Source organism: Pseudomonas kielensis (assembly GCF_030505375.1).
Taxonomy (GTDB): Bacteria; Pseudomonadota; Gammaproteobacteria; order Pseudomonadales; family Pseudomonadaceae; genus Aquipseudomonas; species Aquipseudomonas kielensis.
Genome location: NZ_CP130043.1, coordinates 3,906,234 through 3,921,190, shown reverse-complemented (window position 1 = coordinate 3,921,190; position 14,957 = coordinate 3,906,234). Strand labels below are relative to the sequence as shown.

16 protein-coding genes and 1 pseudogene are annotated in these 14,957 nt (G+C 59.7%); 10 read left to right on the top strand and 7 right to left on the bottom strand.

The window, feature by feature from the left end:
• Positions 1 to 319 precede the first annotated feature (319 nt).
• Positions 320 to 511 (top strand): hypothetical protein, encoded by a 192-nt coding sequence (locus Q1W70_RS18410; protein ID WP_166590181.1) that lies wholly within the window; start codon positions 320 to 322, stop codon positions 509 to 511.
• A gap of 42 nt (positions 512 to 553) precedes the next feature.
• Here Q1W70_RS18410 and Q1W70_RS18405 read toward each other — a convergent pair whose 3' ends face one another.
• Positions 554 to 1,741, bottom strand: coding sequence for a molybdopterin molybdotransferase MoeA (locus Q1W70_RS18405; RefSeq protein WP_166590232.1), 1,188 nt, complete (start codon positions 1,739 to 1,741; stop codon positions 554 to 556).
• Between the two features lie 22 nt (positions 1,742 to 1,763).
• Positions 1,764 to 2,303: a molybdenum cofactor biosynthesis protein B gene (gene moaB / locus Q1W70_RS18400; RefSeq protein WP_166590180.1), complete on the bottom strand. Its 540-nt coding sequence runs from the start codon at positions 2,301 to 2,303 to the stop codon at positions 1,764 to 1,766.
• Positions 2,304 to 2,384: 81 nt separating this feature from the next.
• Between moaB and mobA the strand changes: the two genes are divergently transcribed.
• A complete protein-coding gene (gene mobA, locus Q1W70_RS18395) occupies positions 2,385 to 2,987 on the top strand; it encodes a molybdenum cofactor guanylyltransferase MobA (protein WP_302097712.1) in 603 nt (200 codons plus the stop codon).
• A gap of 76 nt (positions 2,988 to 3,063) precedes the next feature.
• Complete coding sequence (locus Q1W70_RS18390; RefSeq protein ID WP_166590178.1) at positions 3,064 to 3,285, top strand: YgdI/YgdR family lipoprotein; 222 nt, start codon at positions 3,064 to 3,066, stop codon at positions 3,283 to 3,285.
• A 99-nt stretch (positions 3,286 to 3,384) separates the two neighbouring features.
• Here Q1W70_RS18390 and Q1W70_RS18385 read toward each other — a convergent pair whose 3' ends face one another.
• From Q1W70_RS18385 to Q1W70_RS18365, 5 genes and pseudogenes are all read right to left on the bottom strand, one after another.
• Positions 3,385 to 4,275 carry a pseudouridine synthase gene (locus Q1W70_RS18385; protein ID WP_166590177.1) on the bottom strand — a complete coding sequence of 297 codons (891 nt, stop codon included), beginning with the start codon at positions 4,273 to 4,275 and terminating at the stop codon, positions 3,385 to 3,387.
• An 84-nt stretch (positions 4,276 to 4,359) separates the two neighbouring features.
• Positions 4,360 to 4,689 (bottom strand): transcriptional regulator, encoded by a 330-nt coding sequence (locus Q1W70_RS18380; RefSeq protein ID WP_166590176.1) that lies wholly within the window; start codon positions 4,687 to 4,689, stop codon positions 4,360 to 4,362.
• A 70-nt stretch (positions 4,690 to 4,759) separates the two neighbouring features.
• Entirely contained in the window at positions 4,760 to 5,191 is a 432-nt protein-coding gene (locus Q1W70_RS18375; RefSeq protein ID WP_166590175.1) for a LexA family protein, read from the bottom strand.
• Positions 5,192 to 5,307: 116 nt separating this feature from the next.
• Entirely contained in the window at positions 5,308 to 5,544 is a 237-nt protein-coding gene (locus Q1W70_RS18370) for a glutaredoxin family protein (protein ID WP_166590174.1), read from the bottom strand.
• Positions 5,545 to 5,620: 76 nt separating this feature from the next.
• Positions 5,621 to 6,830, bottom strand: a pseudogene (locus tag Q1W70_RS18365) (ammonium transporter).
• A 324-nt stretch (positions 6,831 to 7,154) separates the two neighbouring features.
• On the opposite strand from Q1W70_RS18365, the gene Q1W70_RS18360 reads away from it, so the two are divergent.
• From Q1W70_RS18360 to Q1W70_RS18330, 7 genes are all read left to right on the top strand, one after another.
• On the top strand, positions 7,155 to 7,469 hold the full coding sequence (locus Q1W70_RS18360) for an ElaB/YgaM/YqjD family protein (protein WP_166590172.1): 315 nt from the start codon (positions 7,155 to 7,157) through the stop codon (positions 7,467 to 7,469).
• Between the two features lies 1 nt (position 7,470).
• On the top strand, positions 7,471 to 7,860 hold the full coding sequence (locus Q1W70_RS18355) for a phage holin family protein (RefSeq protein ID WP_166590171.1): 390 nt from the start codon (positions 7,471 to 7,473) through the stop codon (positions 7,858 to 7,860).
• A complete protein-coding gene (locus Q1W70_RS18350) occupies positions 7,857 to 8,198 on the top strand; it encodes a hypothetical protein (RefSeq protein WP_166590170.1) in 342 nt (113 codons plus the stop codon). Before Q1W70_RS18355 ends, Q1W70_RS18350 begins: the two co-directional genes overlap by 4 nt.
• 116 nt (positions 8,199 to 8,314) lie before the next feature.
• Complete coding sequence (locus Q1W70_RS18345) at positions 8,315 to 9,646, top strand: deoxyguanosinetriphosphate triphosphohydrolase (protein WP_302097710.1); 1,332 nt, start codon at positions 8,315 to 8,317, stop codon at positions 9,644 to 9,646.
• Between the two features lie 260 nt (positions 9,647 to 9,906).
• A complete protein-coding gene (locus tag Q1W70_RS18340) occupies positions 9,907 to 10,305 on the top strand; it encodes a response regulator (RefSeq protein ID WP_166590168.1) in 399 nt (132 codons plus the stop codon).
• A 256-nt stretch (positions 10,306 to 10,561) separates the two neighbouring features.
• Positions 10,562 to 11,188 carry a response regulator transcription factor gene (locus Q1W70_RS18335; protein ID WP_166590231.1) on the top strand — a complete coding sequence of 209 codons (627 nt, stop codon included), beginning with the start codon at positions 10,562 to 10,564 and terminating at the stop codon, positions 11,186 to 11,188.
• A gap of 8 nt (positions 11,189 to 11,196) precedes the next feature.
• A complete protein-coding gene (locus tag Q1W70_RS18330; protein WP_302097709.1) occupies positions 11,197 to 14,826 on the top strand; it encodes a transporter substrate-binding domain-containing protein in 3,630 nt (1,209 codons plus the stop codon).
• The last annotated feature ends 131 nt before the right edge of the window (positions 14,827 to 14,957 follow it).

Genomic DNA, 14,957 nt, shown 5'->3' with positions numbered 1-14,957 from the left:
TCTCCCCGATTGATCAAAGGCCTCTGGCAGATGTTGACCACACACGCGACTGAAAGAGCCCAGGACCGCGATAAGTTTCGAGTTTTTTCTTACAGCCTGTGACGAATCAGCCTAATTGACGCTGAATTGATATTGGAACACCTTGTGTCCAGGCACCTCAGGAACAGATTGGTAATACACAAGGAAGTGAATGCTTATGAATGGCCCCGCACTCCAGGCCCTGACCCGCTCCACAACAAAAAAATCTGCGCCGACACCCTCCAAGGGCGACCCTCACTCGGCAACCCGTTGCACGTCCATACCAGCCAAAGGAAGCGACATGGAACCTCGCATCGCAGAACTGGAGGCCCATCTCAAGTCCCTGCACAAGGACCTGCACCAGGCCCGCGGCGAGTTACAAGCCATCCGGTACAGGCTTGCCTACTCGACCGGAACCCTCATCGTGATCATCGGCCTCGTCAGTTGGATCGCCAACAGCCGTTTCGATCAGTTGCTGACGTTGCTCAACTAAACACGTGCCCGGCCCAGGCAGCAGCGTGGGCCGGGCGCAGAATCAGCCAAGCACTTCACTCAATGGAATGAAGTTCACCCAATCACCTTCGACCAGGGTGCGCTCCTCCAGCACCTCGACCAGTCCTTCGGCCCATGCGGCACTGCGCAACACGCCGGAGCTCTGGTTGCGGTAGATAATCGCCCGCCCCTGCTCCAGGCGTCCGCGCAAGTACTCGCGACGGTTGCCAGCCTTGGGCCAGACAAACCCCGCCGGGACCTGGAACTGCAGCGGGGTCACCTCTCTCACGCCCTGGCGTCGTAACAGATAGGGGCGCGCCAGCAAGGCGAAGGTCACCAGGGTCGACGCCGGATTACCCGGCAAGCCAATCACCGGCACACCTTGAAAGTGCCCAAAGGTCAGGGGTTTGCCGGGCTTGATCGCCAGCTTCCATAACGCCAGCTCACCCGCCTCACGCAGCGCGATGCCGAGGAAATCCGCTTCGCCGACCGACACCCCGCCAGTGGAGAGAATCAGGTCGACGCTGCCCAACTGCGCAAGGCGCTCGCGGGTGGCCTGCAGGTTGTCCGGCAGAATGCCTGCATCCAACACCTCACACCCCAGGCGCTGCAGCCAACTGCACAGCAGCACTCGATTGCTGTTGTAGATCTGCCCAGGCCCCAATGCCTGTCCCGGTTCCACCAACTCATCACCGGTCGACAGCACGGCGACCCGCACTTTGCGCACCACCCGGAGCTCGGCATTGCCCAATGAGGCGGCCAGGCCGAGTTCGATCGGACCCAGGCGCGTACCGGCGTTCAGCACCTGTTCGCCCACTGTGGTTTCCTGGCCTTGTGGGCGAATGTTCTGCCCGGTGCGCAAAGGCTCGCTGAAGCGCACGCGCTGATCGGTCAGGACCTCGGTGTTTTCCTGCATCTCGACGCAGTCCGCGCCGGCCGGCACCGGGGCACCGGTAAAGATCCGCGCACAGGTGCCTGGGGCCAGCGGCTCGGGGGCCATTCCGGCGAAGATCTTCTGGCTGACGGGCAAGGGTTCGCCTGTCCAGTCGGCGACGCGCAAGGCGTAGCCGTCCATGGCACTGTTGGGCCACGGTGGCAGATCGAGACTCGAGAGCAGATCCTCGGCCAGCACCCGTCCCTCGGCGGCCGCCAACGGCAGGCTTTCGCACTCGACAATCGGCGCCGCTTCGGCCATCTCCAGCAGGCGCGCCAATGCCACTTCGACCGGCATCAAACTGCCGGTCTTGCCTGGCTTACCCACGGGATTCACAAGGTGCCGCCTGCTTCAAATGGGCGACAAAGTTGCACGGCCGATGACGGACGTCCAACTGCTCCGCCAGAATGCCGTCCCAGCCCGTGCGTACCGCGTTGGTGGAGCCCGGCAGGCAGCACACCAGGGTGCCATTGGCCAGGCCGGCCAGCGCACGGGATTGCACCGTCGAGGTGCCGATGTCCGCCACCGAAATCTGGCGAAACAACTCGCCGAACCCATCGACCTGCTTGTCCAGCAGGCAACTGACGGCTTCCGGGGTGCTGTCGCGTCCGGTGAAGCCAGTCCCGCCGGTAATCAGCACCACTTGCACCACGTCGTCGGCAATCCAGGTGGCCACTTGCGCACGTATTTTGTACAAGTCATCTTTAAGCAACACCCGTGCAGCCAGGTGATGGCCAGCAGCGCCCAGGCGGTCGACAAAGACCTGTCCCGAGGTATCGGTTTCCAGCGTGCGGGTGTCGCTGACAGTCAGCACCGCGATGTTCAGCGGGGCGAAAGGTACATCAGCCTTGGCTTTCATAGGCTCGTCCAGTTGTAGGAGAAACAGCCCGGTGTTATATCACAGCGCCCTGTTTTTTTGCCGCCCCGATGGAGTAGCGTCATGCCCGTGAATGTTCAGCTCCCGCCCTGCTCCATCTTGCTGCTGGCAGGCGGGCGCGGCCAACGCATGGGTGGCCAGGACAAGGGATTGCTGGAGTGGCAGGGCCAGCCTTTGATCAGCCATCTGCACCGGCTGACGCGCAGCTTGACCGATGACCTGATCATCTCCTGCAACCGCAATCGGCAACAGTACGCGGCCTACGCCGACCAACTGGTGCACGACGAGATTGCCGACTTCCCAGGCCCATTGGCCGGCATTCGCGCCGGCCTGGCGGTGGCACGGTACGCTCATCTGCTGGTGCTGCCGTGCGATGTACCACGCGTTGATGCCCAGCTTGTGCATGAGATGCGCGCAGCCGCCAGCAAGCACCCGGACACACCCTTGATGCTGCGCCAGGGTGAACATTGGCAACCGTTGCTGTGCGTGATCCCGGTAGCGCTTGCCCGGGCGTTTGAAAGCGCCTGGAATACCGGTGAACGCAGTCCTGGGCGTATCATGCGTAATCTGGGGGCTTTGGCCTTGCAGTGCCCGGACCATGATCAGCGCCTGGCCAACCTCAATACGCCCGAACTGTTAAGTCTGCACGCCCGCGTGCCAGAATGACGGCGCCAAGGAACTTGCCGGCGTGTCACACGTCTCAAGTCCAGTATTTAAAAGAATTCATTTGCGGAGACATCTCATGACTCAACGGACCCTCGCCACTTTCATGCTTGCTCTGGGCTTGGCCACCCTTGCTGGTTGCTCCTCGCCTGCAGTGATCACCTTGAATGACGGTCGCGAAATCCAGTCTGTCGATACCCCTAAATTCGATTCCGACTCGGGCTTCTACGAGTTCGAACAACTGGACGGCAAGCAGACCCGCATCAACAAGGATCAGGTTCGCACCGTTAAAGACCTGTAAGCCTCGGCCTCTACGGCTGCACGACAATGCCCGCCCTGCGCGGGCGTTGTCGTCTCTGAGAGGCGGAAAAACCTGTGGTGCAACAGCGGTGGCCAAGACTCACCAGGCCAGTGTGATCCGGCTTTCGAAAACCCGCTCCACGCCGCTCAACGGATCACTGAAGCGCAACCCCTTGGCCAGCAGCTTCAGCGGGTTGGCGTAGTCGTCCTCGACATCCTTCAGTACCTGGGGATAGAACGGGTCATTGCAGATGCTCGCCCCCAGCGCAGTCATGTGCACCCGCAACTGGTGCTTCTTGCCGGTGACCGGTGACAAGCCGTACCGCCATAGGTCGCCGTTCTTCTCCAGAACCTGCACCGCCGTTTCGGTATTGCTCACCCCTGGGCCTTCCTGCATGCGAAAGAAGGGTTCGCCATCCACCAGCCGGCTTTTGTGTACCAGGGGGAATGTCAGTTGGGGCAACGCCTGGGCAATGGCTTCGTAGTACTTGTCGATCTTGCGAGTTGGGAACAACGACTGATACGCCGAACGGCTTTGCGGATTGGCGGAAAACAGCACCAGCCCAGCGGTGTGGCGATCGATGCGATGCAATGGCACCAGATGGGGATTGTCCAGGCGGCGAATCAAGCGGCGCAGCAGGGTCTGCTCGACGTATTCACCCGCTGGCGTCACTGGCAGAAAATGCGGCTTGTCTGCCACGACCAGGTGTTCGTCGGCATACAGGATCGTTTCCAGCACAGGGATGACTTTTTCGTCCGGCACTTCGCGAAAGTAGTGGATTCGCAGGCCTTCCTTGTAGGCCAGGTCCAGGGCAATCGCCTGGCCCTGAGCATCCAGGACGCGACCACGGGCAATCCGGTCCAGCCACTGTTCGCGCCCAATGGCACTGAAGTGTTCGCACAGGCAGTCAAGCACGGTGGCCCAGGTGCCTGGCGGCAGGTACAGCGTGCTGGCCTGGCTATGGGTGGCGGAAAATGATGAAGTGGACATACGCAAGCTCTTGCCGTTAATGCAGGCGGGCATTATCCAGTAACCACCGGAACCTACCTAGGGGAGATTCCGTGCCGCCCTGGTTCAGGCCTCACAGGTAGCCATTGACTCGCGCAAGGCCGCAGCCTCGGTGAACTCTTTCAACCAGCGCAATACCTCCACTGCCTCCCAGCGCCCGGGATCATAAAGCGCGTAGAGCAACCCCTGATACCCCACCACATCCAGTTGCCGGTGATACCCGGCGCGCTGGAACAAGGCTTCGATTTCCGCGAAGCAGGTATTGAAGTGCAATTTGTTGAATGGGGTCTTCCCTTCCGTCACCAGGCCATCGAGCCGCAGCTCCAGGACCGCCTCACGCACCACGTCGGCCGACATCCGGTTCACGCTGGCTTTCAACTGTTCGACATTGACCATGCTGCATCACTCCTGTTTCGTATGCGCCCGCTGATGCCTGACGCTTTATGCAAAGCCTGCTGGACCGCCCTCAGCCACGTCCCACATAGCTGACCACCCAGAGCACCACGCCCCAGATCGGGGCCGGGTCGAGATCGTCGAAGGCAACCGAGGGCACCGAGGGCCGGGCGGCCTTGAGCAGCAGCCCGCCCTTGGGGTCGGCTGCCAGCAAACGCACGCAATACTCGTTGTCGCCATTAAGGTGAGCCACCACGTACTGATCCTGAACCGGCTTGATCGAACGATCGACGATCAGGCGGTCACCCGGATAAATACCAAAGCCCAGCAAGGTGTCGTCTTCGACCAACACCGCACGGACCTGGGGCGCGCCCAGGCCGACAATCTGGTCAAGGGAGAAGTTCTGGCCCCGATCTTCGGCGGCAGAATGCACGGCGCTGAGGCTCAGCTCATCGGCGTCGGGCAAGTGCAGGCGCTGGGTACTGGCGAGCAAGGTGAGGGACATGGCGGCCACCCGAATAACTGTATGCACATACAGTAACCGAATATCCGGGTTGGCGCCAATGCGTGTCGCGTGGGACACGACAAACGGAGTGCATGGCGCCGAACTGGCTCCAGGATTCAGCGCAGGAAGGCGACGACTTGCTCGGCGTCGAAGGGCCAGCCCAGTTCCGCGCCGGTATCGACTCGGCGTAGCACCGGGATCCGCAGGCCATAAGCTTCGAACAGTGCCTGGCTGTCGGCTATATCCACCAACTCCACCAACAGGCCATGCTCGACCAGCGGCATCAGTTCCGCTTCGGCGAGTTCACACAGGTGGCAGCCAAGGGTGCCGAACAACTGGCATTCAGGGGGCATGACAGACGGACCACGAAAGAATGGGTGATCATTCTAGGCCGGTCACCAAAAACCGTCGAGCACAGGGCGCCCGCCATCAGTCCTGACTGACCGCGCCGATCTTGTGGATCGACAGGTCGGCACCGTAATACTCCTCTTCCTGGCTCAGGCGCAGTCCGTGCAGTCGCTTGATCACGCCGTATACCAGCAGCCCGCCGAGCAATGCGATGACGATGCCCAACGCCGTGCCGATCAGTTGACTGATCAGGCTGACGCCTCCCAGACCGCCCAATGCTGTCTGGCCGAAAATTCCACAGGCGATGCCGCCCCAGGCCCCGCACAGGCCATGCAGTGGCCAGACACCGAGCACGTCATCGATTTTCCATTGGTTCTGCGCCGCAATAAAACACCAGACAAACAGGGCGCCGGCAATGGCCCCCGTGACCAACGCACCGACCGGGTGCATCAGGTCGGAACCGGCACAAATGGCCACCAGCCCGGCCAACGGACCGTTGTGCAGGAACCCGGGGTCGTTACGCCCGACGATCAGGGCCGCCATGGTGCCGCCAACCATCGCCATCAATGAGTTGACCGCTACCAGGCCGCTGACCCCTTGCAGCGTTTGCGCACTCATGACGTTAAAGCCGAACCAGCCAACAATCAGAATCCACGAGCCAAGGGCCAGGAACGGAATGCTCGACGGCGCAAACGCTACCAGTCGACCCTCGCGGTATCGCCCGTTACGAGGCCCGAGCAGCAGCACTGCCGCCAGGGCCAGCCAACCGCCCATGGCGTGCACCACCACGGAACCGGCGAAATCATGGAAGCTGGCGCCAAACCGTTCCAGTAGCCAGGCCTGCAGGCCAAGATTGCCGTTCCAGACCATGCCTTCGAAAAACGGGTAGATAAACGCTACGATCAACGCCGTCGCACAGAGACTGCGGAGCGAAGCGCGCCCGCTCGGCGATCCCGCCCGAAATGATCGCCGGAATAGCGGCGGCAAAGGTCAGCAGGAAAAAAAACTTCACCAGGCCGTACCCGTGATCGGCACTGAGCACGGCGGCCGGTTGCAGGAAGTTGACCCCGTAGGAAATCCAATAGCCTATAAAGAAGTAGGCCAGTGTCGAGACCGCAAAGTCGCTGAGGATCTTCGACAGGGCATTGACCTGGTTTTTTTGACGAACCGTGCCCACTTCAAGAAAGGCGAAACCGGCATGCATGGCCAAAACCATCACCGCGCCAATCAGGATGAACAGGGTATTGGAGCTATGGACCAGGGTGGCCACTGCACTTTGCACATTTTCCATGGGGTTGGCAGACCTTCAAACCGCAAATGGCACCAAAGCAGTTCGCCGAGCCTGTGCGTGCACCAAGTTGATACCTCCCCTGGTCTCAAACCGGTTTGACGGCGAACCGTTTTGGCGCAAAGACTTCAACGCGATCAATCATTGCCTCGATGTTGCCGCGGGTTTCTATTATTTGAGTTAAGGTTTTCGCCAGGCATGCCCGTTTCAGGACAATGGAAGCGGCCGGCGCACCAGGACGTAGCAAAAGCTGTACCAGTCATTTGCACTGAACCTTAGTGCAAGGCCCATACTCGAACCTTTGACACGCCACTTATGGAGATCACCATGGCCAGCAAAACAGCAAAGACTGCTCAAGAAATCCTGATGGATGATTTTCAAACCCTGGTCAACGATACCGAACGCTTGCTGGAGCACACCGCGACCCTGGCGGGCGATCAAGCCGACGAATTGCGTGACCAGATTCATCAGAGCCTGTTGCGTGCCCGTGAAACCCTGCAATTGACCCAGGACTCCCTGACCGAACGCGGCAAGGCCGCCGTCACGGCCACCGAAGACTATGTCCAGGCCAACCCTTGGCAGTCCGTGGGGATCGCCGCCGGTGTCGGCTTCCTGATCGGCCTGCTGGCGACACGGCGCTGATATGGCTATCGGTGAATCCGGCTCGTCCGAGACTGGCACTGGCTCCTCGCCGCGACGCCTGGGCGCCGCTTTTCTGGGTTTGCTGCACAGCCACGTAGAGCTGTTCGGCATTGAACTGCAGGAACAGAAAGCCCGTACCGTCACCCTGCTGCTGTTTGCCGGCCTGGCCCTGGTGTTTGCCCTGCTGTTGCTGGTGGGGATTTCGGCACTGGTGATGATTCTGCTCTGGGACACCTACCGCCTGACAGCGATCATTGGTCTGTGTGTGTTCTATGCGGCCGCCGCGCTGTTCTGTGGGATGCGCCTGAAAGCGGCGATTTTCGATGAGTCGTCGCCGTTCCACGCGACCCTCGAGGAACTGGCCAACGACCGGGAGCGCCTGCTGCCATGAACCTGCCTGAAATTCCCAAGAACAGTTCCCGCAAGGAAATGCGCAAGGCCCTGCTGCGCCTGCGCATGGAAATGCATCGCCAGGAAATCCGCCACGAGTCGCAACAATTATTGCAGCCGCTGCAGCGTGTACGGGGCATGGGCCAGAGCTTTCAAGACGGCCTGGGCATCAAGCATGCTCCGTTGTGGGGCGTAGCGGCGGTCACCCTGCTCGGCTTTCTCACGGGCAAGGGCGCCAAGGGTGGCGGTATCCGCAGTGCCACGCGGCTGGTCCGATTGGGCACTACGTTGCTGCCACTGATTCGTCTGGTGCTACAGGGCGCCTCGCGTAAAAACTGATCGCCACATCATCGTCAGCCCGACCCAAGCTCTTGCCCGAGAGGTTCGGTCGGGCTTGCAGCCTGGCGCTTGAACCGGGAAGCTAGCGCATCAGTTACCTGACGGAGAGATCAGCCTTGGATTGGCAGACCCTGCTTAACCGTGAACGCCTCGGCAAACCTGTGCACAGTCCGGAAGAACTCGGCCGCAGTCCCTTCCACAAAGACCATGACCGGGTGATTTTCTCCGGGGCCTTCCGCCGTCTGGGCCGCAAGACCCAGGTCCACCCGGTCCACAGCAACGATCACATCCACACCCGCCTGACCCACTCACTGGAAGTCAGTTGTGTGGGGCGTTCGCTGGGCATGCGCGTCGGTGAAACCATCCGCAGCGCCCTACCCGACTGGTGCGAGCCCAGTGACCTGGGGATGGTGGTGCAATCGGCCTGCCTGGCCCATGACATTGGTAACCCACCCTTTGGCCACTCCGGCGAGGACGCCATTCGCTACTGGTTCCAGCAGGCCGCAAATAAAGGCTGGCTGGATGCAATGAGTGAGGTCGAGCGCAACGACTTCCTCAACTTCGAGGGCAATGCGCAAGGTTTCCGGGTACTGACTCAACTGGAGTATCACCAGTTCGATGGCGGAACCCGACTGACCTACGCCACCCTCGGCACTTACCTCAAGTACCCCTGGACCGCCCGACACGCCGACTCACTGGGTTACAAGAAACACAAGTTCGGCTGCTATCAGAGCGAACTGCCCCTGCTTGAACAGATTGCCCAGAAGCTCGGCCTGCCACAACTGGACGACCAACGCTGGGCCCGCCACCCCCTGGTCTACCTGATGGAGGCCGCGGATGACATCTGCTACGCCTTGATCGACCTGGAAGACGGCCTGGAAATGGAGTTGCTGGAATACGCCGAGGTCGAATCGCTGTTACTCGGCCTGGTGGGCGATGACCTGCCGGAAACCTACCGCCAGCTCGGCCCCTCTGACTCACGCCGGCGCAAGCTGGCGATTTTACGCGGCAAGGCCATTGAACACCTGACCAACGCCGCGGCGCGGGCCTTCGTCGAGCAACAGGACGCCCTGCTGGCAGGCACGCTGCAAGGTGACCTGGTGGAACACATGCATGGCCCGGCCAAACGTTGCGTATTGAATGCCAAGGACATGGCGCGCAAGAAGATCTTCCAGGACAAACGCAAGACCCTGCATGAAATCGGTGCCTACACCACCCTGGAAATCCTTTTGAACGGGTTCTGTGGCGCCGCCCTGGAGCAGCACGGCGGTGGAACCGCCTCGTTCAAGAATCGACGCATACTCGATTTGCTGGGCAACAACGCGCCCGACCCACACGGTCCGTTGCACGCCTCATTTTTACGCATGATCGACTTTATTGCCGGCATGACCGACAGCTATGCCAGCGAGATGGCCATGGAAATGACCGGACGCTCCAGCCGACCGTGACCCGTACACCCGTCGCGCGATCTCTTTGGGCCGCGACGGGTGATTGCACTCCTCGGCGCCATCCAGGAATCATCCTACAGTTCACACGGAATTGAATGACAACGAAGGTAGCGGTATGTAGACAACTCCATTTCTATGCTGAACAGCATGCTCAAAACTCAATACAGCGGTAGATATTCAGCAATAGAAAAAAGATAATCCCCCCGATTAAAGCGTAACGCCGCCCTCCCCAACTCCAATCTTTCTTCCAGGAAAGCTAAATGTTCATATACAACTTGCGCATCCTGCTGGTGGAAGACCACCCTTTTCAACTCAGGGCAACACTCTGCCTGCTTAACAGTTACGGCTTCACCCAAGTCACTACCGCCGACACTGCCGAAAATGCATTACAAAAGATGAATCTGGCACATCAACCTTTCGAATTGTTACTCTGCGACCAATGCCTTCCAGATCTTCCCGGCCTGGAACTGATTGGCATTGCGAGCCTACAGGGACTTATACAACAAGCCATTCTCCTGAGCAGCCTGGATTGCCGGGAATTAAACACTTTGAAGAAATCCGCTGATGAACACCGGCTACCCCTACTCGGTTATCTGGCCAAACCGCTGAAAAAAACCGAGCTTATAAACCTGCTGATGCCAGAACAGAGTAATCACTGAGCATCGTCACTACTGGCCACACTCTCCGCCGAGTTCGCGCCCCATTACAAGTGCCCTTCCCGCCACAACTTACAAGTATAAACATAGGCTGTCGACAGCAGACTTCCTCCTGACATTCCTTCCGACTGCGTAATCCCTCGCCTTCTATTATGTAGGACTCGTCCTATATTGCACTCCCGCCCTCCTCGGTTCATACGTCGCTCCTGCTATCTGAGCTAAGGTGCTCGCTTTATTTGCGCACGTATGGGACTTGATTATGAACACCGTTTTTATTGTCGACGATCACCCCGTCATTCGCCTCGCCGTTCGTATGTTGTTGGAACATGAGGGTTACAAAGTCGTCGGGGAATCGGATAACGGCGTCGACGCCATGCAGATGGTTCGCGAATGTATGCCTGACCTGATCATTCTCGATATCAGCATCCCGAAACTGGATGGCCTGGAAGTTCTTTCGCGCTTCAATAGCATGAGCACACCTCTTAAAACCCTGGTACTCACCGCGCAGAGCCCGGAACTTTTCGCCATTCGCTGCATGCAGTCCGGTGCATGCGGGTACGTCTGCAAACAGGAAGACCTGAGTGAGTTGGTAAGCGCCATCAACGCCGTTTTTTCCGGCTATCACTACTTCCCCAGCCAGGCATTGAACCCCACGCGCAGCAATGACGAACTGAGCGCCGAACTCGACTTGTTCAGATCCGTCAATGACCGCGAACTGATGGTCCTGCAATTGTTCGCCCAAGGCCGTAGCAACAAGGAAATTGCCAAAGGGATGTTTCTCAGCAACAAGACTGTCAGCACCTACAAAAAAAGGCTCATGCAAAAACTCAAGGCAAAATCCCTGGTGGAACTCATCGAAATGGCAAAACGCAACGCTTTAGTGTGAGAGACAGGATGCCCAGTTCTTTAAAGGACTATTTGTTGTATTTGAGTGTCGGACTTTGTCTGGGCGCCTCTGCCTGTATGGCAGCCCCCGAAATCGGAAATTACTCACTGCTCAGTCGCTCGACGACCAGCGTCATGGATGTGCAACTGGAGCCCTCGCAACGACAGTGGATTCAGGACAGAACCGAACTGATCCTGGGGACTTCGGCGCCCGATTATCCACCCTTCGACCTGACGATCCGGGGCCAGGACTATGAAGGGTTCACCGCAGATTACGCGGGCATCATCGGCAACACCCTGGGGCTGCCTATCAAGATCCGACGCTACCCTTCCCGAGAAGCCGCCATCGAGGCACTGGAAAACGGCGATGTTGACCTACTGGGCACGGCCAACGGCTATGAAGCCCGACAAGCGAACATCGCTCTGTCCACCCCCTACGCCATCGACCAACCGGTCCTGGTCACCCGGGAGACCGAAACCCGCTCGCTGACCGAGGGCCTGGCCGGCATGCGCTTGAGCATGGTCTATCACTACCTGCCTCTGGAAGAGGTAACGGCCCTGTACCCCAACGCCATCATCACACCCTACCCATCCTTTCAGAACGCGATCAATGCCGTGGCCTTCGATCAGGCCGACGTGTTTCTGGGCGATACCATTTCCACTCACTTCACGATCAATAAGGGCTATCTGAAGAACGTCAGGATGGCCAACTTCGGCAAACACGAGGCCTACGGTTTCAGCTTTGCCGTCAAGCAGGACAACCGGGATTTGTTGAACCTCATCAACGCGGTGCTGGCAAGGGTGCCGGCCCGTGAGCGGGAACACATCGCCAAACGCTGGAGCGCCGGCAGTGACATCCTGCTGACTGACCGCAAACTGCAGTTGAGCGATCGGGAAGAACGCTGGCTGGCGCAACACCCAGTGGTGCGCGTGGCCGTCAACGAGGGTGTTGCACCGCTGACCTTTTTTGATTCCGATGGCAGCCTGAGGGGGATCACCGCCGACCTGCTGGAGCTCATCCGGTTGCGCACAGGATTGCGTTTCGAGCTTCATCGCAGCCCCAGCGAACGCGCCATGATCAATCTGATTGAAGAGGACCGCGTCGACCTGATTGCCGCCATTGCTCCCAGTGTCGAGCGCGAGACACACCTGAGCTTCACCCGACCCTACCTGGAAAGCTCCTATGTACTGCTGAGCAGCAAGAACCCCGGCAGCCCGATGAATCTCGAGCAACTGCGCGGCAAGAGCCTGGCAATCACCGAAAACAATCCATTGCGCGATGACCTGCAACGCGAACACCCTGGTATCCACCTCGTGCAAACGCAGGACGCCTTCAGTGCCGTGGAGTTGCTTGCCAAGGGCCAGGTCGAGGGCGCGGTTGAGTCCCTGATCATTGCCAACTACTTCATCGCTGCGCGGTTGTTCGAAGACCAGGTGCAGATCAGCGCAACGGTCGGCACACAGCAAGCCGCCGTTTCCCTTGCCACCGCCCGTGGTGCGATCGAGTTGAGTACGATCCTCGACAAGGCCCTGCTGAGTATCGCCCCGGACGAACTGGGGATCATCAACAGCCGCTGGCGTGGCTACATGGGTCCCGACGGTAGCACCTGGCGCAAGTATCAGCGCCAGCTGTACCAACTGGTGATCGGCAGCAGCCTGCTACTGCTGATGCTCCTGGCCTGGAACGCCCACATGCGCAGGCAGATCAGGCAGCGGCAAAAGGCAGAGCGGGCCCTCAATGACCAGCTCGAATTCATGCACACGCTGGTCAATGGAACACCTCACCCGATCTACGTGCGCGACCGCGACGGTGTCCTGCAAAGTTGCAATGACAGCTACTTGGGAACCTTCAACGCCAAACGCGAGCAGGTCATCGGCAAAACCGTCATGCAAGGGGCCATGAGCAACGCCTTCGAAGCCAGGGAATACCAGGCGGACTATCAGCGCGTGGTGGCAGAGGGCGTGCCGATGCTGCTCGATCGCACCCTGCACACTGGCAGCACAATGCTGACGATCTATCACTGGATCCTGCCCTACCGGGATTCCACGGGAGAGGTCCAGGGGATTATCGGCGGCTGGATCGACATCAGCGACAGACGCCAACTGTTTGATGAACTCAGGGCCGCCAAAGAGCGCGCCGATGAAGCGAACCGCGCCAAGAGTACCTTCCTGGCTACCATGAGCCATGAAATCCGTACACCGATGAACGCCGTGATCGGCATGCTCGAACTGACCCTCGAACGTGACGAGCACAGCCTGCAGGATCGTCCGGCCATTGAAGTGGCCTACAACTCGGCCAAGGACCTGCTGGCGCTGATCGGTGACATTCTCGACATTGCCCGAATCGAATCCGGTCGCCTGAGCCTGGCGCCCGAACGGGTCAATCTCGGCGCAACCCTGGAAGCTGTGGTACGGGTCTTCGACGGACTCGCGCGGCAGAAGAAACTGACGCTGAGCCTCGACTTCCCCGACGCGGATGCGCAGCCGGATGTGCTGACCGACCCTTTGCGCCTGAAACAGATTCTGTCCAACCTGATCAGCAATGCCATCAAGTTTACCGAGCAGGGAGAAGTCAGCATCAAGGTCCGGTTGATGACGGTCGAGGGTGCCGACCACCAACAAATGGTCATGCACATCAACGATACCGGGATCGGCATCAGTGCAGACGACCAGCGCCGGTTGTTCGAGCCTTTCGCCCAGGCACAGCACACCGGACAATTGGCCAGGAGCGGTGCCGGCCTGGGCCTGGTGATCTGCCGCAGCCTGTGCGAAATGATGGGTGGCGACCTGCAACTGAGCAGCCAACCGGGCGTCGGCACCCAGGTCCGGGTTGATCTCCCCATGACGCCGATACCAGGAGCCTCCGTGCGGGAGCCTGTGCCGCCGCTGGTCGCACCTGGCCAGGCCAGCTTGAACGTGCTGGTGGTCGACGACCATCCGGCGAATCGCCTGCTGATGAGCCAGCAACTGGGGTTCCTGGGCCACCGTTGGGTCACGGCGAACGACGGTGCGCAAGGCTTGGCGGCCTGGCGAGAGGGCCATTTCGACCTGGTGATTGCCGACTGCAACATGCCGGTGATGAATGGCTATGAACTGTCCCGGGCCATCCGCAGGATCGAGCAGGATGAGCAACGAACACCGTGCACGGTGCTCGGTTTTACTGCCAACGCCCAGCCCGAGGAAAAACCTCGATGCCGCCAGGCGGGAATGAACGATTGCCTGTTCAAACCCATCAGCCTGGCGACACTGAGCCAGTGCCTGGAGACCCTGCAGCCGTTCAATGAAGAACCGGCCTTCAACCTGCAGAGCCTGCAAGCACTGACCGGTGGCGACCCGGTGCTGGTGCAGCGCCTGCTCACCGAGCTGCTCAACAGCAATCGCCTCGATCGACAAGCATTGCTCAGCGTGTCACCAGGCTGCGGGCGCGAGGAGTTCATCGATATCGCCCACAAAATCAAAGGTGCGGCCCGCATCGTCCAGGCCACCAGGCTGATGGACAGCTGTGAAGCACTTGAGCGGATGTGCCACGAAGCGTTCACCGAGGCCAGCCTGGCAAGCTGCACCGAAGCGATACAGCAGGCGATGCTGGAACTGGAGCGAGCACTGCAACGTGAGATCACCCAGCAATCGCCGGCCTGACGCTTCCGGGCCACAGGTTAAGCCCTGTTGGCCCTGCCCCCCCCCGGACAGCCTCGAGGATTCACGGCAGACCGTTGTGCCATTAACTATGCTTGTTCGCTGAGCCGTGCGTATCGATCATGGAGAGCCAG

What these genes read in the sequence shown, in the direction of transcription:
- Q1W70_RS18335 (WP_166590231.1), top strand. Translation starts at nt 10,562, where the DNA reads ATGAACACCGTTTTTATTGTCGACGATCACCCCGTCATTCGCCTCGCC.
- Q1W70_RS18370 (WP_166590174.1), bottom strand. Translation starts at nt 5,544, where the DNA reads ATGCCCCCTGAATGCCAGTTGTTCGGCACCCTTGGCTGCCACCTGTGT.
- Q1W70_RS18405 (WP_166590232.1), bottom strand. Translation starts at nt 1,741, where the DNA reads ATGCCGGTCGAAGTGGCATTGGCGCGCCTGCTGGAGATGGCCGAAGCG.
- Q1W70_RS18330 (WP_302097709.1), top strand. Translation starts at nt 11,197, where the DNA reads ATGCCCAGTTCTTTAAAGGACTATTTGTTGTATTTGAGTGTCGGACTT.
- Q1W70_RS18375 (WP_166590175.1), bottom strand. Translation starts at nt 5,191, where the DNA reads ATGTCCCTCACCTTGCTCGCCAGTACCCAGCGCCTGCACTTGCCCGAC.
- mobA (WP_302097712.1), top strand. Translation starts at nt 2,385, where the DNA reads ATGCCCGTGAATGTTCAGCTCCCGCCCTGCTCCATCTTGCTGCTGGCA.
- Q1W70_RS18340 (WP_166590168.1), top strand. Translation starts at nt 9,907, where the DNA reads ATGTTCATATACAACTTGCGCATCCTGCTGGTGGAAGACCACCCTTTT.
- Q1W70_RS18350 (WP_166590170.1), top strand. Translation starts at nt 7,857, where the DNA reads ATGAACCTGCCTGAAATTCCCAAGAACAGTTCCCGCAAGGAAATGCGC.
- Q1W70_RS18390 (WP_166590178.1), top strand. Translation starts at nt 3,064, where the DNA reads ATGACTCAACGGACCCTCGCCACTTTCATGCTTGCTCTGGGCTTGGCC.
- Q1W70_RS18360 (WP_166590172.1), top strand. Translation starts at nt 7,155, where the DNA reads ATGGCCAGCAAAACAGCAAAGACTGCTCAAGAAATCCTGATGGATGAT.
- Q1W70_RS18385 (WP_166590177.1), bottom strand. Translation starts at nt 4,275, where the DNA reads ATGTCCACTTCATCATTTTCCGCCACCCATAGCCAGGCCAGCACGCTG.
- moaB (WP_166590180.1), bottom strand. Translation starts at nt 2,303, where the DNA reads ATGAAAGCCAAGGCTGATGTACCTTTCGCCCCGCTGAACATCGCGGTG.
- Q1W70_RS18355 (WP_166590171.1), top strand. Translation starts at nt 7,471, where the DNA reads ATGGCTATCGGTGAATCCGGCTCGTCCGAGACTGGCACTGGCTCCTCG.
- Q1W70_RS18410 (WP_166590181.1), top strand. Translation starts at nt 320, where the DNA reads ATGGAACCTCGCATCGCAGAACTGGAGGCCCATCTCAAGTCCCTGCAC.
- Q1W70_RS18380 (WP_166590176.1), bottom strand. Translation starts at nt 4,689, where the DNA reads ATGGTCAATGTCGAACAGTTGAAAGCCAGCGTGAACCGGATGTCGGCC.